At 31.5% G+C, this 23541-nt stretch carries 30 protein-coding genes and 1 pseudogene; 18 read left to right on the plus strand and 13 right to left on the minus strand.

Annotation, left to right across the window (positions count from 1 at the left end):
* Positions 1–82: 82 nt before the first annotated feature.
* Positions 83–508: an ImmA/IrrE family metallo-endopeptidase gene (locus FVE75_RS08360; RefSeq protein WP_147006042.1), complete on the minus strand. Its 426-nt coding sequence runs from the start codon at positions 506–508 to the stop codon at positions 83–85.
* 16 nt (positions 509–524) lie between these two features.
* Positions 525–962: a hypothetical protein gene (locus FVE75_RS08365; protein ID WP_147006043.1), complete on the minus strand. Its 438-nt coding sequence runs from the start codon at positions 960–962 to the stop codon at positions 525–527.
* A gap of 208 nt (positions 963–1170) precedes the next feature.
* On the opposite strand from FVE75_RS08365, the gene FVE75_RS08370 reads away from it, so the two are divergent.
* The 3 genes from FVE75_RS08370 to FVE75_RS11765 are packed head-to-tail and all read left to right on the plus strand — an operon-like array spanning position 1171 to position 1870.
* Positions 1171–1485, plus strand: a complete 315-nt coding sequence (locus FVE75_RS08370) for a hypothetical protein (protein ID WP_147006044.1) — start codon at positions 1171–1173, stop codon at positions 1483–1485.
* A 15-nt stretch (positions 1486–1500) separates the two neighbouring features.
* Positions 1501–1701, plus strand: a complete 201-nt coding sequence (locus tag FVE75_RS08375; protein WP_147006045.1) for a hypothetical protein — start codon at positions 1501–1503, stop codon at positions 1699–1701.
* A gap of 40 nt (positions 1702–1741) precedes the next feature.
* Positions 1742–1870 carry a hypothetical protein gene (locus tag FVE75_RS11765; protein ID WP_269472155.1) on the plus strand — a complete coding sequence of 43 codons (129 nt, stop codon included), beginning with the start codon at positions 1742–1744 and terminating at the stop codon, positions 1868–1870.
* Here the strand turns inward: FVE75_RS11765 and FVE75_RS08380 are convergent.
* From FVE75_RS08380 to FVE75_RS08390, 3 genes are all read right to left on the minus strand, one after another.
* Positions 1854–2048: a hypothetical protein gene (locus tag FVE75_RS08380; RefSeq protein WP_147006046.1), complete on the minus strand. Its 195-nt coding sequence runs from the start codon at positions 2046–2048 to the stop codon at positions 1854–1856. The two genes, FVE75_RS11765 and FVE75_RS08380, sit on opposite strands and share 17 nt — an antisense overlap.
* A gap of 102 nt (positions 2049–2150) precedes the next feature.
* Positions 2151–2354, minus strand: a complete 204-nt coding sequence (locus tag FVE75_RS08385) for a helix-turn-helix domain-containing protein (protein ID WP_147006047.1) — start codon at positions 2352–2354, stop codon at positions 2151–2153.
* Positions 2355–2460: 106 nt separating this feature from the next.
* Positions 2461–2664: a helix-turn-helix domain-containing protein gene (locus tag FVE75_RS08390; RefSeq protein ID WP_147006048.1), complete on the minus strand. Its 204-nt coding sequence runs from the start codon at positions 2662–2664 to the stop codon at positions 2461–2463.
* Positions 2665–2859: 195 nt separating this feature from the next.
* On the opposite strand from FVE75_RS08390, the gene FVE75_RS08395 reads away from it, so the two are divergent.
* Together FVE75_RS08395 and FVE75_RS08400 are read left to right on the plus strand one after the other, a co-directional pair.
* Positions 2860–3444 carry a phage antirepressor N-terminal domain-containing protein gene (locus FVE75_RS08395; RefSeq protein WP_147006049.1) on the plus strand — a complete coding sequence of 195 codons (585 nt, stop codon included), beginning with the start codon at positions 2860–2862 and terminating at the stop codon, positions 3442–3444.
* Between the two features lie 132 nt (positions 3445–3576).
* Positions 3577–3765, plus strand: a complete 189-nt coding sequence (locus FVE75_RS08400; protein ID WP_147006050.1) for a hypothetical protein — start codon at positions 3577–3579, stop codon at positions 3763–3765.
* Here the strand turns inward: FVE75_RS08400 and FVE75_RS08405 are convergent.
* Positions 3749–4153 carry a DUF2513 domain-containing protein gene (locus tag FVE75_RS08405; RefSeq protein WP_172618808.1) on the minus strand — a complete coding sequence of 135 codons (405 nt, stop codon included), beginning with the start codon at positions 4151–4153 and terminating at the stop codon, positions 3749–3751. The two genes, FVE75_RS08400 and FVE75_RS08405, sit on opposite strands and share 17 nt — an antisense overlap.
* Positions 4154–4431: 278 nt before the next feature.
* On the opposite strand from FVE75_RS08405, the gene FVE75_RS08410 reads away from it, so the two are divergent.
* From FVE75_RS08410 to FVE75_RS08460, 13 genes and pseudogenes are all read left to right on the plus strand, one after another.
* Complete coding sequence (locus FVE75_RS08410) at positions 4432–5121, plus strand: Rha family transcriptional regulator (RefSeq protein ID WP_147006052.1); 690 nt, start codon at positions 4432–4434, stop codon at positions 5119–5121.
* Positions 5122–5129: 8 nt separating this feature from the next.
* Positions 5130–5267 carry a hypothetical protein gene (locus FVE75_RS10985; protein WP_172618809.1) on the plus strand — a complete coding sequence of 46 codons (138 nt, stop codon included), beginning with the start codon at positions 5130–5132 and terminating at the stop codon, positions 5265–5267.
* Positions 5203–5400: a hypothetical protein gene (locus FVE75_RS08415; protein WP_172618810.1), complete on the plus strand. Its 198-nt coding sequence runs from the start codon at positions 5203–5205 to the stop codon at positions 5398–5400. The genes FVE75_RS10985 and FVE75_RS08415 overlap by 65 nt, the downstream gene beginning before the upstream one ends.
* Positions 5382–6032 (plus strand): YqaJ viral recombinase family protein, encoded by a 651-nt coding sequence (locus tag FVE75_RS08420; protein WP_147006054.1) that lies wholly within the window; start codon positions 5382–5384, stop codon positions 6030–6032. Before FVE75_RS08415 ends, FVE75_RS08420 begins: the two co-directional genes overlap by 19 nt.
* 101 nt (positions 6033–6133) lie before the next feature.
* Positions 6134–6561: pseudogene (locus FVE75_RS11870) on the plus strand (DUF1351 domain-containing protein); the annotation flags it as partial.
* A 36-nt stretch (positions 6562–6597) separates the two neighbouring features.
* A complete protein-coding gene (locus FVE75_RS11555) occupies positions 6598–6981 on the plus strand; it encodes a hypothetical protein (RefSeq protein WP_232052515.1) in 384 nt (127 codons plus the stop codon).
* Positions 6982–6993: 12 nt separating this feature from the next.
* Positions 6994–7734 carry a phage recombination protein Bet gene (bet, locus tag FVE75_RS08435; RefSeq protein ID WP_147006057.1) on the plus strand — a complete coding sequence of 247 codons (741 nt, stop codon included), beginning with the start codon at positions 6994–6996 and terminating at the stop codon, positions 7732–7734.
* A 58-nt stretch (positions 7735–7792) separates the two neighbouring features.
* Entirely contained in the window at positions 7793–8011 is a 219-nt protein-coding gene (locus FVE75_RS08440) for a hypothetical protein (RefSeq protein ID WP_147006058.1), read from the plus strand.
* Positions 8004–8429 carry a YopX family protein gene (locus tag FVE75_RS08445; protein ID WP_006803848.1) on the plus strand — a complete coding sequence of 142 codons (426 nt, stop codon included), beginning with the start codon at positions 8004–8006 and terminating at the stop codon, positions 8427–8429. Before FVE75_RS08440 ends, FVE75_RS08445 begins: the two co-directional genes overlap by 8 nt.
* A complete protein-coding gene (locus FVE75_RS10990) occupies positions 8426–8587 on the plus strand; it encodes a hypothetical protein (protein WP_172618811.1) in 162 nt (53 codons plus the stop codon). The genes FVE75_RS08445 and FVE75_RS10990 overlap by 4 nt, the downstream gene beginning before the upstream one ends.
* The gene (locus FVE75_RS08450; RefSeq protein ID WP_147006059.1) at positions 8584–8775 is read left to right on the plus strand and encodes a hypothetical protein; all 192 of its coding nucleotides are present in this window, start codon (positions 8584–8586) and stop codon (positions 8773–8775) included. Before FVE75_RS10990 ends, FVE75_RS08450 begins: the two co-directional genes overlap by 4 nt.
* On the plus strand, positions 8775–8954 hold the full coding sequence (locus FVE75_RS08455; RefSeq protein ID WP_026748898.1) for a helix-turn-helix domain-containing protein: 180 nt from the start codon (positions 8775–8777) through the stop codon (positions 8952–8954). The genes FVE75_RS08450 and FVE75_RS08455 overlap by 1 nt, the downstream gene beginning before the upstream one ends.
* Before the next feature lie 11 nt (positions 8955–8965).
* Positions 8966–10015, plus strand: coding sequence for a site-specific integrase (locus tag FVE75_RS08460; RefSeq protein ID WP_147006060.1), 1050 nt, complete (start codon positions 8966–8968; stop codon positions 10013–10015).
* Between the two features lie 124 nt (positions 10016–10139).
* Here FVE75_RS08460 and FVE75_RS08465 read toward each other — a convergent pair whose 3' ends face one another.
* From FVE75_RS08465 to FVE75_RS08495, 7 genes are all read right to left on the minus strand, one after another.
* Positions 10140–11921, minus strand: a complete 1782-nt coding sequence (locus tag FVE75_RS08465) for a L,D-transpeptidase family protein (RefSeq protein WP_147006061.1) — start codon at positions 11919–11921, stop codon at positions 10140–10142.
* Positions 11922–11958: 37 nt separating this feature from the next.
* Positions 11959–13605: a L,D-transpeptidase gene (locus tag FVE75_RS08470; protein ID WP_147006062.1), complete on the minus strand. Its 1647-nt coding sequence runs from the start codon at positions 13603–13605 to the stop codon at positions 11959–11961.
* 183 nt (positions 13606–13788) lie between these two features.
* Complete coding sequence (locus tag FVE75_RS08475; RefSeq protein WP_147006063.1) at positions 13789–15009, minus strand: MalY/PatB family protein; 1221 nt, start codon at positions 15007–15009, stop codon at positions 13789–13791.
* A gap of 25 nt (positions 15010–15034) precedes the next feature.
* On the minus strand, positions 15035–15529 hold the full coding sequence (locus FVE75_RS08480; RefSeq protein ID WP_147006064.1) for a pyridoxamine 5'-phosphate oxidase family protein: 495 nt from the start codon (positions 15527–15529) through the stop codon (positions 15035–15037).
* 39 nt (positions 15530–15568) lie between these two features.
* The gene (locus FVE75_RS08485; protein ID WP_147006065.1) at positions 15569–17239 is read right to left on the minus strand and encodes a formate--tetrahydrofolate ligase; all 1671 of its coding nucleotides are present in this window, start codon (positions 17237–17239) and stop codon (positions 15569–15571) included.
* 267 nt (positions 17240–17506) lie between these two features.
* Complete coding sequence (locus FVE75_RS08490) at positions 17507–21904, minus strand: PolC-type DNA polymerase III (RefSeq protein WP_147006066.1); 4398 nt, start codon at positions 21902–21904, stop codon at positions 17507–17509.
* 710 nt (positions 21905–22614) lie between these two features.
* Complete coding sequence (locus FVE75_RS08495) at positions 22615–23499, minus strand: fructose bisphosphate aldolase (RefSeq protein WP_147006067.1); 885 nt, start codon at positions 23497–23499, stop codon at positions 22615–22617.
* Positions 23500–23541 lie beyond the last annotated feature (42 nt).

The following is a 23541-nucleotide window of genomic DNA, read 5'->3' on the forward strand; positions in this document are numbered from 1 at the left end:
ATTATTTATAACACTTGCATCTCTTTTTGTCAACTGTATTTTTTACTAGTTTTAATAAACATTCATTGTCTTTTTTGATTTTTTATTTCCCAAACCTACTCTTTAACTCCGCCAATCTCATCAATGCTTTTTCTTCTTCTTTTCCAACAAAATAATCCTCTAGCGGAACGTAATTAAATAAAAATTCTGCCAAAAATAAATTTGCTTCGTTTTCCAACTGGTTAGAAAATCCAAAAAAATTATCTTTCATAAAAGAAATATCTTTGTTTGGGTGCTTCAATACAGCATGTCCTAACTCGTGTAACAACACTATAATTGTCATTAATTCAGAAAGTCTGCTGTTGATTATTATTAAACTAACCCCAACATTTCTTACGTGAAAACCTTTAATTCCTCCTAAGTCCTGAAATATTATTTCAATACCTGCTCTTTCGCAAATTTTAAAAGGATTCTTTGTTCTGTATTTTTCTATTAAATTTTTTACTCTTAATACAAAATTCTTTTTCATATTCCTCCAATAGTGGCTATTTTTTGTTTTTTTTATCCCTTTTTATTTCTTTTGATCTAAAATATGCGTTATTCAAAGCAAGCATTAACTTGTCTTTGTCTTCTTCTGAAACATTTTCGTCATTAAAGAAAAAGACAGCATTATCTTCTAAAAATTTCTGTCTTTGAGCTTTCTCTCTTTTGTTTAGCCCTAAAATTCTAACATCATCTTCTTTTTCGCCTAATAATCCAGCTAATTTATACATTTCAACTAAATTAAGTCCTAATATTTCAGAAATACCTTTCAAGACTTCTGCTTTTATACTCTCTGTTATTCCGTTCTCGTAACGTGATAATGAAGATTCTGCATATTTTATTCCCTTTTGTTTCAATAATTCAGATATTTTATCTCTAGCTATATTTTTTTGTAGTCTTGTATCTCTTATTATCTTTCTTAATTTTTCTTTATCTTCCATATTTGTTACTCCTAATCTGCATTTTATAGTATATTATACCTTAAAAAATTGCATAGTTGCAACTTTTTTTAAAAAAATATCTTGCATTATTGCAAGTTATGTGGTATAATGATTTTGTAGATGAAAGGAAACTAATAAACATCTATATTTTTTTCAAAATTTACCTTGCATTAACGCAAGAAAAGTTGTAAATAGGAGTTGATAAAAAATGACAGCTTTAGAAAAAGAAGTAAGAGGCATAATATTCGATTCAATTGATAGTGGAGAGTTAAAAGTGAACGACAATGATGAAATTGAATACACTCAAAAATGGCTTAATGAATGGCTCATGAGCTGGATATTGGACGGCTACACAACCAAGGAAGTAATGAAAATTCGTGAATATTTTGAGAATTTTGAATATGAAGAACAAGTTGAAAAAAGTTATCAAGTTGGAGTAATAACATACGATAACGGACAGCAGGAAGCAGAGTGGGAAGATGAAATTGTGGATGTAATTATAATAACTAAAAAAATAGCATAGAAAGGCGGCGAAAAAATGGAAAAGTTTTGGTTTATTTTTGTGGTAGCGTATGCCGTTTCAACAATGCTTCAATCTTGGGTTATAATTTTTGAAAATGTAAAATTGAAAGGAGATAATAAAAGACTCGAAAGCAATAATCGAGTCCTAAAAAATCATATTAAGAGAATGGAAGAGTATTTGAAAACTAAAGGCTATGCTGATATGTTTTTTATTTAAAATATTTGATTGCCGAGAAAAATAAAGAAGAGGTGTAAAGATGAAAAATGAAAAAATTATGAAAAAAGTAAATGAGATATTAGAAATTTTTAAGGATTTGACAGGAGCAGAAAAAGATGCAGTTCTACAAATAAGCCAAATCCTTTTAGAGCTTAACGCTGATGATTAGAGCTATTCTTGTCGATTTCGTCAAGCTTACGACTAACGACATCAATTATATTAACTACGCTATTTAAATCAATAGATCCAGAAATTTTATGGACATTAACTCCATAAACTAATTTAGGATTAGCTTTTATAAGTTCAATAGCAACTTCAACTGCTAACTCTTTGTTAGATTTACTCAAGAAAATCACCCCTTTCTGATTAGTGGTTTAATTGTGCCACCTGCTCCTAAAATATTATACCCGTCAAGTTAATATTATATCTTAGGTGGTACAGTTAAGCTGCTAATCAGGGACATATTCAAGTAAATCTTGAGTATTGCAATCTAGGGCTTTACAAAGTACATCAATAGTTTTTAAATCTATTCGAGTAAATTTGTCGTTTGTTATGTTTGATAAAGTTGTTCTACTTAAACCAGTTGCTTCTGCTAGTTTCTGAATATTCATTCTTTTTTTAGCCATTTGAACTGGAATATTATTAACAATCATTTTGTAACCTCCATTTGCAGATTAACTTTTTAACTATACCGCTTATGCCTCTATATATTTTGTTTGGCGACTAATATATTTCATTTTAGGCGGTATTGTTAAGGGGTTAATCAGGTATATATTCAAGTAAATCATCAATTTTACATTCTAAAGCCTTACACAAAGTTGAGATAGTATCTAAATCTATTCTATTTACTTTTTCGTTGTAAATATTAGATATAGTACTTCTGCTAAGTTTTGTTGATTCAGACAATGCTTGAATATTTATTCTTTTAGCACCCATAATTTTTGAAAGATGTATTTTTATCATTTTTAAAAACCTCCTAATACTTTATTTTATTAGTATTATACTCTATTTTGAGTTATATTTCAAATAAAATATATTAGATTTCATATATTTTTATGTTGACATTTTAGATTTTATATGATATATATTATATTAGAAGTGATACAATATGTATTATTTAAAAGCCAAACAAAATATAAAAATATAGGAGGAATTGAAATGGAATTACAAGTAAAAGAAGTAAGATTTAATGGAGAAAGAATTACAGCGATAAGGGAGAGTGGAAAAATCTATGTAAGTGTTAAAAATGTATGTAACAATTTGGGAATGAATGAAAATCAATTTAAAACTCAAAGAGATAAAATAAACAATGATGAGTTTTTAAAGGTAGGGAGAAAATTCTCCCCAGTTGATACAGGCTTTGGAATTAAAGAAACTATGCTACTGGAATTAGACTATTTACCAATATGGCTGGCAAAAATAAATCCAAGCAGATTTTCAGAAGAATTGAAAAAGCAATTAATTGAATATCAGCTAAAAGCAAAAGATGTGCTGGCTGATGAATTTCTAGGAAAAAGAACATTGCCAGAAGTTCAGACAAGCATTGCAATGATACCTTTAAACAAGGCTCACTACTGGGCAGAAATCAAGAGCATTGCCGATAACGCAAGCAAAGTAAGAAAAAGAACATATAAAAAATTATGCAAGCTCACACAGGATTTAGCAGCAATCACAAAGGAAGTCGATGATTTGGCTGGAATGACATTTGATGTAGAAGAATTATTAAATAAAATAGAAAATTAAGGAGGAATAAAAATGAATTTTGAAGCATTAGCAATTGTAAATGAAAACAACAAAAAAGTTTTAAAGGAAAGAGAAGCTAAGAAGTTGAAAAATAGAATTAAGAAATTATTCAAAAAGTAAGGAGAGATTTTTATGAAAAATAAAATAACAATAGAAAGAAAAAAAGACGGAGTTTTAGTTCCAAAACTAAATGGAGAAATTTTAAAAGGAGTAAAAAACGTGAAAGTTAATTACTCCTATGGTGCTGAATCAAAAGAAGGAACTGAATTAATTGAAATAACTTTTCTAAACTCTGAGATAGAAATTATTGATGTTGAATAAACTGATTATCAATAAGTTCTGAAATTAATTTATCAGATATTTTTATTAAAGTTTCTACTGAAGAAGAACCTATGTTATCAGATATTTCTTTAATTTTATTCCAATTTTCATCATTTTTTATATTGGAAACGAAATTGTGCCCTTTAACAGTTAAATCAAGAATATCAATAAGTTTACCATAGTCTGCTTTAGTAATCAATAAATCAATTTCTTTTAAATGTTTTACGTGATATTCGATTTCTTTATCTGAATAATTTGACAATTCTTTAGGTTTTTGGTAATTCTTTTCATCATCATCAAACCAGCTATCGCCACTGCCTAAAATACTATAAGATTCTAATTCAGCTTTTAAAAGAATATCACGTATTAAATCAGGGTTTAATCGCATAATTACACCCCCTTTCATCAATAAATTTTCTCTAACAGAGAATTAAAACAAGTGTAACATTAAAGAGTGCATTTTTCAATAAAAAACAGTAAAAATTGTTAATTTAATCGTGCTATCTATTACCCTGCATACTGTACACATAGTACACTGCTTGAAGTATGCAGAAAACTGGTATTTTCATTGCCAGCTCCTTTCTTTATTTATTATTTTTTTAACTTTTAAATAGATAGCACAATTAAGTTAATACAAAAATTTATTTTAGGAGGGATTTAAAGCTAATGAATGATTTAAAAGTTTTGCAGGCAAAAGGAACAATGACATCTCTAGAGATTGCAGAGATAACAGGAAAAGAGCATTACAATATCTTAAGAGATATTAGAGATGAAATAGATAAATTGGGAACTGAAAGAGGACAACTCATTTTTGAAGAGTCCTATTACATTAACGAACAAAACAAACAGCAGCCAATGTATATTGCAAATATACAAGGAATATTACAGCTAGGAGCAAGGTATAGTGCAGATGTGAGATACAGGTTAATTGAGAAAGTTACCAAAAAAGAAATTTCGCAAAACTATGTTGATAATAATTTAATTGATTTAGAAAAAGACAGGATAAAGCTTGAGAAAAGCAAAATTTTAAAAGAGCTTTCACAGATAATTTCAAACGAAAGATATAAAGAAACTTTAGCGATTTATAGTGCGAATGCTCTATATGATAAGCCAATTCTTGAACTTCCAACCGCTGAAAAGAAATCATATAGTGCAAGCGAATTATCACAATTAATAATGAACAAACACGCCATAAAAATATCAGGCAACAGGATAGGACGCTTGACAAACGAACATAATTTAAAAACTCAAGAATTCGGATACTGGGCATACGATAAATCGAGACACAGCAATAAACAAGTGGAAAGTTTTAGATATTACGATAATATCATTGAAGAAATTAGAAAATATATTTAGGAGGAACAATGACAATAAGAGAACAGCTGGAAAAAGAAATGATTGCACAAGAAATTAAGGAACTGGAGGAAAATAGCATTGATGACAACAAAGGATATGATGAAATGGATAATTCTGATTGTAACAACTGCTCTAATGCAGATTGAAACGATTAGAGTTAAAGGGCATTGGATAGCAGGAGGCAATGTGGTATTTCCGTTTTTGGTGGCTATGCTGATGCGGTGGTGTCCTAGAATAATTAAGGATTTTAAAGGAGGATTATGGAATACAAAGAAATAAGTTATAAGAATGAAGATGAATGGCATAGCATAAGGCGAAAACATATTGGTGGCTCGGATTGTTCAATAATAATGGGGCATAATCCCTATAACGAAGATATCCAGGAATTGTGGCGAATCAAAACAGGAAGAGAAAAGCAAAAAGATATAAGTAATGTTCCAGCAGTAAAAAACGGAATATTGCAAGAGCCACATTTAAGAGGAATTTTTGAAGCACAGTATCCTGAATTTAAAGTAGATACACTTGAAAAAACGCTTGTATCTCTAAAATATCCTTTTATGTCCGCAAATTTAGATGGTGTATTGGAAAATAAAACAAGCAGGGAAAAGGGGATACTGGAAATAAAGACAGCACGATGCATGAACTGGAAGCAGTTTGAGAGAGATTGGAAAGATGAAGTGCCATTACATTATCATTTGCAAGTGCAGCATTACTTGGCTGTGACTGGCTGGAAATTTGCAGTTTTGTTTGCAAATATAAAGTTAGAATGGACTGATGAAAGCATTTTAAAGAAATTTTACATCGAACGTGATGAGGATGACATAAAAGAAATTATAAAAAAAGAAATATGGTTTAATTCATTTGTAATTAATGACATTGAGCCACCATCAAAAATAAAATTAGCAATATAGGAGGAAAAATGGGAACACAGGAATTACAGGTAATTGAATTTGAAGTAACAGAACTTGTGCCAGCCAAAGTTATAAGCAACATTGACGATTTGGAAAATTTTATGGAAATCGTTAGGCAAAAATATAAGGGCTGGATTGTTACTGAAGATGATATTGACATAGCAAAATCAGAAAGAACTAAATTAAACAAACTTGAGAAAAAATAAGTGATGAGAGAAAGAAAATACAGAAAAAAGCAAATGCTGATATTGAAATACTTATCGAAAATCTTAAAACTTATGAAAAAGAAGTAAAGGGAATTTCAAACTTTATCAGCGAACAGCTTAAAGGATATGATGAAAAAATAAAGGAAGAAAAGAAAGTTGAAGTACAGAAGAGAATAAATAACATCTTCACAAAAAATCCAGGATTAAAAATTTTCCTTGAATGGAACGACAAATGGCTGGATAAATCATTTACTTTCAAAAAAATTGAAAATGAAGTACAAAAGCAATATGAAGAACTAGAGAAAAAGCAAGACTTCATAAATTCACAAATTGAAAAGGCAAATTCAGAAATTGAATTTATGATAACTTTCGAATCAATGAAATTTTTAATGACCGAAGACTATAACGTTATTACAGAAAAAATCGAAAGCAAGAAGAATGAAATCAAGCAGACAGAAGAAAATTTGAGACAGAAAGCCGAAGAAAAAAAACAAAGAGAATTGGCTGAACTTGAAGCAAAAAAAGAGCGTGAAAAAGAAGAAGCAGTCAAAAACGCACAAATCAAGGCTACACAGCAACAAAACAATGAAAACAAAGAAACCCAAAAAACAGCCGTGAACAGTAAGTATTACGATATTACATTAAGATTTCCAAAAGCTCCAAGCCAATTTCTGAAAGACTTTAAAGAATTGGTGGATAGTTACGGATTGGAATATATAAAAATAGAAAGCAAACAAATTTAGGAGGATATAGAAATGGGAAGACTAGGAAACGAAAAACACAAAAATGATGATAGATTAATGGTATTTAGAGTAGGAAATGACGAAGTAAAGTTAAGCAATAATCTTGTAAAAAGATATTTGGTAAGTGGACAGGGAAATGTAACAGATCAGGAAATTATGTATTTTATGAAACTGTGTAAGGCAAGAAATTTAAATCCTTTTGTCAAGGACGCCTATTTAATCAAATATACTGATAAAGACCCTGCAACAGTGGTTGTTGCAAAGGACGCTATCGAAAAAAGGGCAATACAACATCCACAATATAATGGTAAAAAAGTTGGGATATATGTGGAAAATAAAGAAACTGGAGAATTAATAAAACGTGAAGGCTCTATATTTAGAAAAGATAAAGAAGAATTGGTTGGGGCTTGGTGTACTGTTTATCGAAAAGATTGGGATAATCCTGTTACTGCTGAAGTGAATTTTGATGAATATATAGGAACTAAAAAAGACGGAACACCAAACACAAACTGGAAAAATCGACCAGTCACAATGATAACAAAAGTAGCAAAAGCACAAGCATTAAGAGAAGCATTTATTGAAGAATTAAGCGGAATGTACGAAGCAGAAGAAAGCGGAGTAAATACGAGCGAATTAGATGATACGCCAGTTCAAATGGACGAAACTAAAATTTACGACAATGAGCATAATGAAAACGATATTGATGATGCCGAAATTGTTGGAGAAAATGAAGATAGTGGAGACCCGTTTTAAAAAAGAGAGGGTTAATTGAAAAGGGTACTTTTTGTTACAAAAAAACAGGAGGATTAAAATGAAAAAGAAACGTTGGAGAGCAAAACATGGCGGATACTATCATTACATCAATTTTCAATTTAAAACAGATTGGACGGTTGAAGCTTTTTCTAAAGAAGACGATATTAATTATAATCTAGGTAATTACTTTGAAACAAAAGAAGAAGCAGAGAAGTGTGCAGAATACATAAAAAAATGTGTTCTTGAATGGCACGAAAAGAGGGATAATAATGAGTAGAGAAATAAAATTTAGAGTATTTATTGATTACAAAATATTTTATCAAGATAAGTATGACGAATACGGCGATAATTTAACTTCAATTGACATTTGTAAAAAGACAATAACAATTACTGGATTTCACAATTACGAAAATGTATATAGATTTGAGGACGAAAAAGTGAAATTAATGCAGTATACAGGAACAAAAGATAAAAACAACAAAGAGATTTACGAGGGGGATATTGTAAAAATTATAAAGCAAGAGGGGTATGGGGAATATTATAATCAAGTCGAATACACAGCCAAAATTGAACACTGCATATCAGAATTTGGATTGCAACCACTTAATCTGAAATTATCTGATGAGAGTATTGTAGAAATCGAGGTTATTGGAAACATTTATGAAAACAAAAATTTACTGGAGGAAAATAAATGAAATATGTGCTAAAAATTGAAACTGATAATTTAGATGTATATAAACACATCTGCAAAGTTTTAGGGGTGGATGTAGAAGAAGACTTAATGGAACTAGGAGACGAAGAAAGCATATTCGAACAAGAAATATCTATAACAGGAAAAAGAAAATCGGAATGATAAAACACGCCGAAATATACAAAATAAAAATTGAAAATGAAATAAGATTCATAGCAAAAGTGTATATTGATAGAGAAGAAATGCAAGAAGAAAGTTTTAGCAGTCCAACTTTTGAAGAGACTGCTAAGCATGTTTTAAAAGATTGTGTTATATCTAGCTATATTAATATGACAAAAATGGAGGAATGATGAAAATAAAGAAATATTTTTATAATGCTAATGATATTATGAAAATACTAGAAATAAGTTTAAGCCAAGCATACAAAGTAATTAGGGAGTTAAATGAGGAATTAAAGCAAAAAGGGATACGTGTGCAACGTGGAAAAGTGGCGATTGAATATTTTAACGAACGCTACAAAATTGCTTAGGAGGTATTCGTATGTCCGTTTACAAAGAAAAGAATGATAAAAAATGGAAAGTTGAAATAAGAACAGTTGATTCAACAGGAAAAGCAATTAGAAAAAGAAAAAGTGGTTTTAATACAAAAAAAGAAGCAATATTGTGGGAACAAGAATTTTTAAATAAACTTGCTTCAAATTCAAATATAACGTTTAAAACTATGTGGGAAATTTACTTGGAAGATTGTAGATTAAAAGTAAAAGACAGTACAATTATTAGAAAAATACAGTTAATGAATAATTATATACTTCCTATTTTCGGAAATATTTTGATGAACGAGATAAATACAAACCACATCAGGAACTTTCAAAATGAACTTCTAGAAAAAAAACTTTCAAAAAATACTCTTAGAATTATTGAAAGCCAAGCGAAATGTGTATTTAATTTTGCAGTAAAATATTACAATCTTGAATCTAATCCTATGTCTAAAGTAAAGACAATTGGTTCAAGAAAAAATACTAGGGAATTTTCCATTTGGAGTTTGGAAGAGTTTCAAAAGTTTATATCAGTTATAGAGGATGTACAGGATGTTGTATTTTTTTCGCTGCTATTCTGGACAGGTATGAGAGTTGGCGAAGCAATAGCTTTGAATATTAAAGATGTGGATTTTGAAAATAAGAAATTAAATGTTAATAAAACAGTTTCAAGAAGTTTTAATGGAGATATTATAACAAAGACAAAAACAGAGAGTAGCATTCGTAAAATTGCACTTACAGATAAAACACTTGAATTATTAAAAAAACAAATAAATAGAATTTATAAGCCAGCAAACAGCCAAAGATTGTTTGATTTTGGAAGAGGATATGCTAGAAAAAGGTTTCTTGAATATGTAGAGCTATCTAAAGTTAAAAAAATAAGAATGCACGATTTAAGGCATTCTCACGCAAGTTTTTTAATTCAAAAAGGTGTAAATATTTTAGCCATTTCCAAAAGGCTTGGACACGAGGACATCAAAATGACATTAAATACCTATGCTCACTTGTATGAAGAAGAAAATAAAAGAATGATAGATATTTTGAACAAAATTTAAAAATTTTATTCTGCCCCTTTTTTACCCCTTTTAGCAAAATAAAAAAGTTATATAATTCTTTAAAATAAAAGGGATATTCACTTTTAATGGAATATCCCAAACATCTGAATTAATTTTTAATTTATTATTTAACTAGCATAACTGTAGGAACACTAGGCACTCTAAATCCTTCTGGATGTCCAGGTGTCGAATTTCCTAACCAGTCATATATAAACTTAATCTGATCATCATAATGTCTTATACATTTATGAGATTCTGGATAAGTTCCAATTTTTTTAGCTGTTGCAGCTTTTCTTTGTTCTCTTGTATTTTTAGGTTCAAATAATGATGGAATACTGTGCATATAACCTCCACCACTAAATCTTACGGCATTTTTTGCATCTCCTACAACTGCCTTGTTATCTGAACCTGTGTACTGCATTACAGGTTTAGAGTAAGCAATTAGGAAAGTTCCATAAGGTGTGGCAAATGAATTTCCAGCATCTTTTCCGGTAGTTACAAATGAAGAAGTTACTACATTCCAGTTATCTCCTGCTTTTTCTATAACCATTTCATTTTGACTTGCTCTGTCAACATAGATAAATCTTGTTATTTCGCCAGTAATTCCTGCATCTTTCAAATATCTTTTTGTAGAAGGTTTTAAATAATAAGTACCATTATCATAGGCATCTATTTTTACTTTTACGTATTTATCATTTTCTTCTTCCACAATCATAATTGTTCTATCTGGAATATTTATATAATCCTTAAAACTTTTATCTGTATAACCAAATTCACTTTGATTAGCACGATTTCCAAATTTATCTCTTTTACCTGATTCCCCTCCTCCAAGCGGAACATAATCATCTAAGACATATATTTTTTTATTGGCACTAACTGCTTCTTTTATAAACTTATTTGTCTTCTCAACTTTTGCCATCATGTCATTCCAGTCAAATTCTCTTTTTTCAACAGCTGATTTTGGAATATACCCAAGCTGATTGTCAAAAAATACTTCATACCATTCATCTGATTTATTTCCAGCATTAGTTTTAACAATTCCTGTTGTTCTGTATTTATGAGAATATGCTGCTGACTTTATGGCTTTAGCATTAGAATTTGGTTCTTTTCTTATGCTTGTCGCTGTTTTTACAAATACAAACTCATCCATTTCTCTTGGAGAGTGTTTATCATATTGAAAATTGAATGTCAAATTTTTTGGTCTTTGACTATTAAATTCTTTAACATAAGAGTATTGCCCTCTCAATGAATTTGTATTTTTAGGTGTTTCTACTGGTTCTTTTATTTCTTTTTCTTTAGGTTCATTTTCTTTTTTTTCAATTACAGAATTTTGAACCTTTTCCATATTAGACTGCTTTGAAGTTTCTACAGGCTTGGTATTTTCTATAGTTTTGTTATTTTTCTGATTTCCTTTAGAATTATCTTCATTTTTTTTTGGCGAAACTGGCTTTTTGTCCATTTCATTAGTTTTTATGTCTTTAGCTGGCTGCACTGTTTCTTGCTTCTTTTCTGGTTTTTGAGTCTGTGTTTTTTGCTTTTGTGCAGATGTAACTCCGCTTTTTTTTGGATATTCTGCTATAAATCCTTTTATAAAAGTGTCAAATTTTGCTTCAAATTCAGATTTAGTTATTGTTTTTTCTACACTTTTTCCTTTTGCAAATTTAGCTTTTTCATTAAATACATAAGGAGTAAATTTTAAACGTACATTATTTCCTTCTACTGCATAATCTACATCTATTTTATCCTTAATGCCATCTCCATCTAAGTCAGGTTCCAGCGAAATCTGCTTCCATTCTAATTTTTTTGTTTCTTTTGGTGCTGAAAAAGTATTAGTTGATATTACAGAAAGTATTATCAATGCCACCATTGAAAATTTCATTTTTTGTAAATTTATTTTATTTATCATAAATTTATTTCTCCTTATTATTTATTTTAAGGTTATCTTATAAAACTACTGCTATTACAGGTTCTTCAGGTATTGTATTATCTCTATCCTTGATTTTACTGTCTGCATTTATCCATCCAACAATAAATTCAATCTGATCATCAAAGTGTCTTACACATTTATGGGAATCTTTGTATGTTCCTATTTTATGAGCAGGTCCTGTATTCAATGTCGACCCTCTGAAATTAAGTCCTACAGGAATTCCATGCATATAACCTCCACCACTGAATCTTACTGCATATCTAGCACTTCCTCCGATAGTCAAGTCTGATCTTCCAGGAAGAGTTTTATCCCCTTCTCTTGCGTGTCTTGTAAATGTCATATACGGTCTTGTGAAAGCTATTAAAAATGCTCCATGTGGTGTTTCATATGATCCCCATCCATCTTTTCCTGTTGTTACGTAAGAATATGTTACCACTTCATATTTTTCTGTTTCAGGATTTCTTTGGAAAAGTGCTTCAGTTTGGCTATGTGGGTCAATTGCAACAAATTTATTTACCTTACCTTTTATATTTTCTACTTGTTTATATGTTTCTTCTTTTTTCTCAATGAAGTAAGGTCCACCATAAAATGGTGTTTCTATTTTTAACATATTATTTTCTTCACCAATTATTCTAAAAATTGTCTGATCAGGAATATTAATAATTTCTCCTTCTTTTTTAGAATTTGTATAACCTATGATACTTTGATTATTTTTATTTCCAAATTTGTCCTTTTCACTAGGTTTATCACGTGATAAAGGCTTGTATTCAGTAATAATATACAATTTTTCATTATCTTTAGTTGCTGTATCAATGAATTTATTTACAATCTCGATTTTTTTAATCATTTTGTCCCAGTAAAAACCTCTTGGTGAAACAGTATCTTCATTACCCGCTATAAATCCTCTGACAGTTGTTGGATTTTCTGCAATAACCTTACCATCTTTGTCCTTATTAATTTTTTTACTTACATTAGTGCTAACTTTTTTTGTAAATTCCGTAAAGTACCATTTTGGACTGTTTGCAGTATCTGATACCATCTCAAATAGTATTTCAGGTTTTTCACTAAATCCTAAATGTGTTACCGCATTTCCATTTGGTGCCTCCAGCAAGCTTGATCCCTTTTTTATAAATAAAAAATTATTTGTATTTTCTGGCGCATGATTATTAAATTTTATTTTATCAAAAACTATATCTTTGTTCTTGTTATCCCCATAAATTGTAATATATCTAGTTTCATTAGGCTGAATATTTTTAGAGTATTCAGGGTAATATTCCTTAACCTTGTCAAACATTTTTTGCATTGTTTGAAATTCTAAAATATCAAACTTTTTATCAAAAGATATTTGATAAGTTAAAATTTCTTTTCCACCTTGATTTGTGTAAATTGAAACAACAGCTCCTACCAAATTATCTACTATATTATAAGTTACAACAACTTTCTCATTGATTCCATCACTATTAAAGTCATAATCAAATACGTCTTTTTCCTGACCTTTTACTGTGATATTTTCAGAATATTCCTTTGGCATATTTAATGGTTCTGCACTCATATTGAATCCTATAACTGTGTTAATTAATGCCAATACTCCTATTTCCACTTTTTTTAATTTTTTTATTTTTTCTTTTCCTGCTTCAATAATACTATCTATTTTTTTTGTCACAAGCTCCCCTCCTACAGCTATTCTTTCTACAACATTTCCACTTATCAGTCAAAAAGCTATTCACTTTTTTCATTTTTATATCTCTCCATCCTTTTTTCAATTTTTTTATTCAAGTAGAAAATTTTGTTTTTCCTGTATATTATACCACAATAACCTCAAAAAAGTAAAACATAAAATCAAATTCTATTTACAAAATTTTGGAAATTCCACTTTTAGCACTTCATAAAGTCTTTCCAGCATTTTCTCCAAATATTTAGTTGGCACAGCTAGATTTACTCTCTCAAATCCATCTCCAGCCTTTCCAAATGTATATCCCTCACTAAAAAATATTTTTGATTTTTTATTCATAAATTCCTTGAGTTCTGTATTTTTAAGCCCTAATGCCCGAAAATCTAGCCATTGTAAATAAGTTCCTTGAATTAGCGGTGCCTTCAAATCTACAAATCTTTCTTTAAAAAATTTATTTACCAATTTCTGATTTTTATCAATTAACAGTAAAAATTCATCTAACCATTCTTCTGACTCTGTATAAGCCAGTTCACATGCTTTATATGCTAATGTTGAAAAAACATGCATTGACATTTTTTCTATTTCAGCCTTGAATTTTTTACGTAATTTCTCATTTTTGATAATTATATTTGAGATTCCTGCTCCAGCTAGATTAAAACTCTTTGTAGGGGCGGTACACGTTATTGTAATTTCAGCAAGTTCCTCTGATAAAGTCTGAAAGACTGTATGCTTATGACCAGCCATGACAATATCAGAATGAATCTCATCAGAAATCACAATCAAATCATTCTCAACTGCAATTTTTCCAATTTTTTCCAAATCTTCCCTGCTCCACACAATCCCAAGCGGATTATGAGGACTGCACAAAAGCAATATTTTATTATTTTTATCTTTTGCAAACTCTTCAAATTTTTCAAAATCAATAGAATACTTGACTTCACCATTCTCGTTTTTACTCTCAACTAATCCACAATCCACCAATTTTCTATTATTTGAAGTAATCGAACTATAAAACGGAAAATAAACAGGAGTAAACGTAATCACGCCTTCATTTTCCTTCGCAAAAGCCTTAATCGCAACATATATAGCTGAAACCACGCCAGGAGTACACAAAATCCAGTCTTTTTCTACCTTAAAACCGTACCTTCTCTCCATCCAGCCTATAACAGCCTCATAATATTTCGGATAAGTTCCCGAATACCCCAAAACCGCTTCATCAATATATTTTTTCATTCCTTCCGTTATCTCAGGAGCAATCTTTAATTCCATATCCGCCACAGAAAATGGAACAATACCGTCTTCCAGCTCTGGAAGCACTTCATACATCTGCTCCCATTTGTACGAGCCTTGCCCTTTTCTGCTTAAGATTGTTTCAAAATCATATTTTTTTGACATTTTTTTACCTCCATTCAAATTCTCTCTACTCATGCTCCTTACAGCTCATTTCCTCAACCACAAGTTTAAACACACAAACTGCCTTAAGCATTTGCTCGTCAAACTCCCATTCTGTTTTTCCAGTATTATTTTTCATCAGTTTCAGCAACGCCTTCATTTTTTCTTGTGAATCTTCAATAATCTCAACTTTCCCATTTCCAATTACACTTTGAAATCTGGCGGTATAATTGCAAGCTTTATCGCCTTTTGTGTAAATTTTGTGATTTGTGTCAAGTTCAAATCCTACGTAGTTATTTTGTTTTATTATATCAAGTTTTCTCCCTGTTCTTGCACCGTGAAAATAAAATGTATAATTTTCATTTTCTTCGGTAAAGCCAAAATTTAGTGGGACGATGTAGACTTTTCCGTTATCGTTTAAGCCAAGACGGCAACAGTCACAGGCTTTTATAATTTCTTTTATTTTTTCGTTGTCTGTAATTTCTCTGTCCCGTCTTCGCATTTTTACTTTTGTATTTTCCACTTTTATGTTTTTCCCTTCTATTATTTCTGTATATTAAATTTAAAATAATCCTGAAATTATCCCATTTTCATCAATATCAATTAACTCTGCTGCTGGCTTTCTAGGTAACCCCGGCATATCTATTATTTCTCCAGCCATTGCTACCAAGAATCCTGCTCCAGCTGATAATCTTACTTCGTTGATTGTAATTGTGAAGCCTGTTGGTCTCCCTAGCAGATCTGGATTATCTGATAATGATTTTTGTGTTTTTGAGATACATATTGGCAATTTATCGTAGCCGTTTTCTACGTATTTTTTGATATTGTTAAGTGCTTTTGGTGCGAAGTTCACTCCATCCGCTCCATAAATTTCTTTTGCAATTTTTTCTATTTTTTCCTGAATTGACAAGTTCAAATCATAGAGTGGAGTGTATTTTTTATCTGATTTTTCATTCTTTTCAATGGCGTTCATAACTTTTTCCACAAGCTCTTTTCCACCTTCTCCACCTTTTTCCCAGATTTCGCAGTTGGCAACTTCCACGTCCATTTTTGCGCAGAAGTCTTTTATCACTTGAATTTCAGCATCAGTATCAGTTATAAATTTGTTAATTGCCACAACAACTGGCAAATTGTACTTTTGCATGCTTTCAATATGTTTTTCAAGATTTACAAGCCCCTTTGTCAATGTTTCGATATTTTCCGACTTCAAGTCCTTATCTCCGCCGTGATGCTTCAACGCACGAACTGTCGCAACGATTACAATAACATTTGGCTCCAATTTCCCAAGCCTAGCTTTTATATCCAAAAATTTCTCAGCCCCCAAATCAGCCGCAAATCCAGCTTCCGTAACCACATAATCAGACAATTTCAATGCCATTTTTGTAGCCAGCAACGAATTACATCCATGTGCAATATTCGCAAAAGGTCCACCATGAATAAATACAGGTGTATTTTCCAAAGTCTGTACCAAGTTAGGCTTTATCGCATCTTTTAGTAATGCTGCTACTGCCCCTTGAATATTAAGCTGCTTAACTTTAAGCATTTCCCCTTTTCTGTTGTATGCAAAAACTATTTCCCCAATTCTTTCCTTCAAGTCAGTAATAGAGTCAGCAAGACAGAAAATCGCCATAATTTCTGAAGCAACCGTTATTTGAAATGAATTTTCACGAGGTACCCCATTCACTTTTGGTCCAAGCCCAACGACAATGCTTCTCAAATTTCTGTCATTCATATCAAGCACACGTTTAAAAGTAATATTATTCACATCAATATCAAGTTCATTTCCAAAATGTATATGATTGTCAATGCACGCAGAAATCAAGTTATGTGCAGCCGAAATTGCGTGAATATCCCCTGTAAAATGTAAATTTATCTCTTCCATAGGTACCACTTGCGACATTCCACCGCCAGCAGCTCCACCTTTCATCCCAAACACAGGTCCCAAGGACGGCTCTCTAAGTGCCGCAATCGACTTATATCCAAACTTGTTCAACGCCTGAGTCAATCCAACAGTAACAGTAGACTTCCCTTCCCCTGGAGGCGTAGGAGTAACAGCCGTCATCAAAATCAATTTCCCATCTTTTTTCCCTGCATTTTTCTTCAATACTTCCAAACTAACCTTAGCCTTATACTTCCCATACGGCTCAAAATCATCCTCTGTAAGTCCAATACTTTCTGCAATCTCACTAATTTTTTTCAATTTCGCATTTTGAGCAATTTCAATATCCGTCATCCTAACATCCTCCTGTATTTTTTATTATTTATATAAAAATCGAAAAAGTCATGTTAATTAAAAGACTTTTCCGATATTCATTTACAATTTGTTCATTTTTTATAACTTTTTCTTTAGAAATTCATATTAGTTCTTAACTTCTACAAGTGAAACTATTTTTCTAAACCAATTTACAATTCTAAATAACATCATCTTCTCGTAAATACATCATATTATATCTTTTTATAATTGTCAATATTGAAAACAGAGATAATTTTGTATTATTTTCTAAAATAATGTCTGCTGATTTGTTGCTGACAGATCCTTTAAGCATCCATATTCTTTCATCAGTTCCACAATCGTTTTATTCAATTTTGTACGTTTTACTAAATCCTCGATTGATAAAAAGTCAACTTTTCGTTCTGAAACGATATTTTCAGCAACAGCTTCTCCCAGTCCATCCATTGCGATTAATGGCATTCTGATTTTGCCGTCCTGTATTGTGAAAAGTTTTGCTTCTGATTTATAGATGTCAATTTGTTCCAGTTCGATTTTACGGTAGTGCATTTCAATCAAAATTTCGTATAGAAATAATTCCTGCTTTTCTTTAGCGTTTAAGTTTCCTTTTCTGTCCATTTCCATTTTCGCACGTTTCAATTCTTCTACTGGTCTGAACATTGTTGTCATTTTAAAATCTCCAACTTTTCTATTTAGGAAAGCTGTGTAAAATTCTATTGGATAATGCACTTTAAAATAAGCAATTCTTACTGCCATCATTACGTAAGCCACCGCATGCCCTTTTGGGAACATATATTTTATTTTTTCGCATGAATCAATATACCATTGCTCCACACCATGTTCTTTCATCGTTTTAGAATATTCCTGCCACTTTTCACGATTTTTCGTAGGCTGTCCTTTTCTGACAAATTCCATTATGGAAAAGGCTAATGATTTATCCAGTCCATCATCAATCAGCTTATTCATAATGTCATCTCGCACCGTGATAATTTGACTCAAGGTTGCAATTCCACTTCTTACGTAGTCCTGTGCATTATTCAGCCAAACGTCTGTTCCGTGTGAAAGGCCAGAAATTCTGACTAATTCAGCAAAAGTTTTTGGACGTGTGTCAACTAGCATCTGTTTTACGAAAGATGTACCAAATTCAGGTATTCCTGATGTACCTGTCGGAGAGCCGATTTCATCTGGAGTTACACCAAGTGCTTCTGTCCCGCTGAATAAACTCATTACTTCCTTATCATCAAGCGGAATCGTATAAATATCAACATCTGTCAAATCCTGTAAAATTCTAAGTGTTGTCGGATCGTCGTGTCCCAGTATATCTAGTTTTACAAGCTGTTCGTCCATTACGTGATAATCAAAATGGGTTGTCTTGGAAGTTGATTTCATATCATTTGCTGGACGCTGAATTGGGCAGAAATCGTAAATTGACTTGTCCTTTGGAACGACTATCATTCCACCGGGATGCTGTCCAGTTGTTTTTCTAGCCCCTTCACAGCCTTTTGCAATTCTCATAACTTCTGCTTTTCTTTCCCTTATTTCAGGCGTTCCTTCCACTTCTTCAAGATACTTTTTCACATACCCGAAAGCATTCTTTTCGGCAAGCGTAGAAATCGTTCCAGCACGAAAGACATTATCGCTTCCAAACAGCTCTTCCGTATATTTATGAATCTCTCCTTGATATTCCCCAGAAAAGTTCAAGTCAATATCTGGCACCTTATCTCCATTAAATCCCATAAACACTTCAAATGGGATAGCGTGTCCATCCTTTATATATTTTGTACCACATTCTGGACAATTTTTGTCAGGATAGTCAACTCCACTTCCTTCCTCGTTCATAAATTCCGTATGCTTACATTTCGGACATCTGTAGTGCGGATAAAGTCCGTTCACTTCCGTAATTCCCATAAGATAGGCAACTATTGAAGATCCAACCGAACCACGTGAACCTACAAGATAACCTGCATCTACCGATTTATGCACAAGTTTCTGTGCAATCAGATAAAGCACTGCAAATCCATTTTGAATAATCGAATTAAGCTCCTTTTCCACTCTTTCCTTCAAGCTTTCATCAATATTTTCCCCATAAAGCTCCTCAAGTTTCTTATAAGTCATTTCCCTTACTTCATCTTCTGCCCCATCAATTTTTGGCGGATAGAATCCAGTTGGAATTGGACGCACCTGCTCTATCATATCATTGATTTTATGAGTATTTTCCACAACGACTTCCTGAGCCGCTTCTTCTCCCAGATAATCAAATGCTTCCAACATTTCTTCGGTAGTTTTAAAATACAATTTTCTATCAAAAAACTCATATCCTCTCACTCCTTCCGAAGTTTCAGTTTTCCACATCGTTCCACTTCCCAAAAGAAGAACATTCCTGTTAATTGCTTCACGCTCTTCAAGATAATGGGTATCTCCTGTCGCAACTACAATTTTATTCTGACTTTTTCCAAGTTCGTAAAAATACTTGTTCATTTCCTTTATTATATCGTAACTTTCAATTTCCTTGCTTGTTCTTTCCACCATGTCAGCATAGTTTGTATGTGGATGAATCTCAATATAATCATAAAATCTCGCTTTTTCCTCAATGTCATCTTTTTCTGCCCCACGTAAATAAAGATTTACAAGTTCTCCCTTATTTCTTTCAGAAGCCGAAGCAGAACTTGCAATTAACAGATTTTCCCTCATGCTGTTTAACAAAGTTTTTGGTATTCTAGGCCTTCTCATTCCAAAAAATTCTATGTTGGAACGTGATACAAGCTCGTACAGGTCACGAAGCCCAGCCTGATTTTTTACCAGAATCATCGTGTTCAATGTTTCAGAATTTTGAATATTCGGCTGTAAATCTGTATTAATCTCAATCAATTTCAAAATCCCTTTACTTAAAATCATATTTAAAAATTTCTGAAAAACTTCCGCAGTAGCCTTTGCATCATCAACAGCCCTATGGTGTGTTTCAAGCGTAATCCCAAAATATTTCACCAAATTAGCAAGACCATATCCTCTCGAATCAGGAAGCAATGTCCTAGCCAAAGGTAACGTATCAATTACGCTTGGAGAATACTCAAGTCCTTGCTCAATAGTTTTTTGCTTGATAAATCCCACGTCAAATTTCGCATTGTGGGCAACTACCGTTGTATCGGTACAAAATTCTAGAAATCTTGGAAGTACTGTTTCTATTTTTTCAGCATTTGCAACCATTTCATCAGTAATTGTTGTAAGTTCTGTTATCTTTGGCGGAATTGGAATTTCAGGATTTACAAATTCAGAAAATTCTCCAATAATCTCTCTTCCACGCATTTTCACAGCCCCAATTTCAATTATCTTGTCATTAAAAGGATCAAATCCTGTCGTTTCAATATCGAATACAACATAAATTTCATCTTCAATCATCTTGTCCTTAGGATTCGTAATCAAGTCCTGCTCGTCATCAACTACATACGCTTCCATCCCAAAAATAACTTTAAAATCCTCATTTGCCTCCTTAAACGCAAACGGAAATGAATGCACTACTCCGTAATCTGTTACAGCAATCCCGCTATGCCCAAATTCTTTAGCTCTTTTCGCATAATCCTTGATTGACATAACTCCGCTCATTTCACTCATATTCGTATGTGCATGAAGTTCTATTCTTTTTTTCGGAGCGTTGTCCTCTTTTTTCACATCTTTAGATTCTATAGCTTCCACTCTTTGCGTTCTCACATACTTTTCACCACTATACATATCCGCCTCAAAACTTCCAGTAACCTTTACCCACTCCCCAAGTTTTACCTTAATATCCTCATTCGTGTTAAAAAATATTCTACAGCTAACAGAGTCTGTATAATCTGTAATCATAAAATCACACATTAACTTCCCATTCTTAGTTTCTCTCATATCTACGTTAAAAATTTTTCCTTCTAGTGCCACATCATCACCATTGTTCAAAATATCAAGTGTTGAAAACGGCATAGCATCTAAATCAGGAATTTTTTTCCATTTGTAATTACCTTTGTTACTATCTCCATTAGCGTTTCCGCCATTTGAATAACCGTTTGCGTTATTTCCATTATTAAAATTTCCGTTTCCTCCATAATTACCGCCATTACCATTACTTACACTGGCATTTTCATACTTTGGAAGTTCACTTGCCTTTACCGAATTTAACTTATTTTGAGCCTTAATTTTAGCCTTCACTTCATCAAAATCCCCATTTACAAACTCAATTTTTACCGAATTGTCCATACATTCATAAATTTTTCTTGTAAGTTCTTCCTTTGCCTCCGTTCTTTTGGCCTCTTCTATCAAATGGTGCGATGGTAATTTTATAAACACCGTATTTTCAAGACTTTCCACTTCATAACTTGCAAAAATATACTGATACCTCTTGCTCTCATACTTATAATTCTCAATTGCAAATTTTACAAATCCAATAACATCTTTTTGTATCAATTCAGGATTGACATCCATCTTAATCTTCAATTTTAACCCATTTTCAAAACTCTTATAAAGCAGCTGTCTCAAATCCTGTATCTCATTATGTGCCTCAAAATTATGAACCCTCACAAATATTTCAATCTCTCTCTTTTTAGAAAATAAATTAACATACTCAATCTCAAAATTCTTAATTCCATATTTCCTAAAAAAATCTTCTGATGGTTTAACCTTCAAATACTTTGTACTCATTTTTCTATCTATGCCCCCTAACATTTTTTATCTTTATCCTCATTCTAGTTATTAAATCTTTTCTTTAAATTCTTGAATTAAGTTATTTTCTTAATTTTTTTAGATTTTTCTGTTAATTTATATTTTTTCTTTTTTTTACGTAAAGGGGATCAACCGCCATCCCCTTTACAATCCCGGCTTGTCTAAGCATTTTTTGAAAATAAAATCGAAACTCGCTACGTAAAACTTCGCTCAAACAATCGATTTTATTTCCAAAAAATCACGACACTTTTTAGTTTAATCATAACAGGTAATTTTATTAAAAAGGTTCAGATTATAATAAAATAAACTTTTTTAATTTTAATAAACCGACGGAGCTTTTATTTGTTCAACTACGACTGTTTGACGACTGTAAGGAGGAGTTTCGGAGTTGGGCAAATAAAAGTCGTAGTCTAGCCATAGGTTGCAGGATTTGCGGCAATGAGCAATCCTGCTAAAATAAACAAAAAAAATATAATTAAAAATAGTAAGAACTGTTATTAAACAAAATAATCTAAAAAATTTAGAAATTAACTTAATTAACGATTATAAAGAATAAACTTAATATAAATAAATCAACTTTATTATATAATTTTTACAATATTTTAGCAATACAATTTCCAAAAATAAAAACTGACTCATCTTCCTTAAAACAAGCCAGTTCTTATATTCAATTTATTTTTTATAAAAAATTATTTTACTGAAGCTTCGTAGATTCCTTCAATTGTTGATTCCAAAGTTTTGTTAAATTCTTCGTCACTTTGCTGTGCTGACAATCCTTCAGTTAATGCTCTTGAGAAACTTGCGATTATTCCTTTATTTTTTGAAAGAATTTCATTTGCTTTTTCTCTTGGATAACCTCCTGATAATGCGACAACTCTTACAACTCTTGGATGTTTTGTCAAATCTTCATAAAAGTTTTCAACTGTTGGCAAAGTCACTTTTAACATAACATTTGAAGTTTCAGGTAATTTATCAAGATGCTTTTTGATTTCATTCTTTAATATTGTTTCACATTCTGCTTTATCAGTATTATGAATATCTACTTCTGGTTCAATTATTGGAACAAGTCCTGCTGCAATAATCTTATTTGCAACTTCAAATTGCTGATCTACAACTTTTTTAATTCCTGTTTGTGATGCCTTTTTTATAACAGAACGCATTTTTGTCCCAAAAATATGTCTTTCATTTGCTCTTTTCAAAAGCTCATCCAATTCTGGCATTGGTTTCATTGTTTGAACTCCATCTTCCAATTCTTCAAGTCCTTTGTCAACTTTTAAGAAAGGCAAAACTCCTTTTTCTTCCCACAAGAAATCCGCTGTATATTTTCCATCAATTTTTCTATCCATAGTTTGCTCAAATAAAATAGCACCTAAAATTTTTGTATCATTAAAAGCTGGACTCTTTATAATTCTAGTTCTCATTTTATGAATCAAATCAAACATCTCTGCATCATTTGAATATTCATTTTCATCAATTCCATATAATTTCAATGCTTTTGGAGTACTTCCTCCACTTTGATCCAGTGCTGCAATAAATCCTTTTCCATTTCTCATTTTTTCCAATTTTTCGTTCATCATAACTGTCCTCCTCATTTAAAATTCAGAATTTTTAAAAAT

The organism is Leptotrichia hongkongensis (assembly GCF_007990635.1).
Classification (GTDB): domain Bacteria; phylum Fusobacteriota; class Fusobacteriia; order Fusobacteriales; family Leptotrichiaceae; genus Leptotrichia; species Leptotrichia hongkongensis.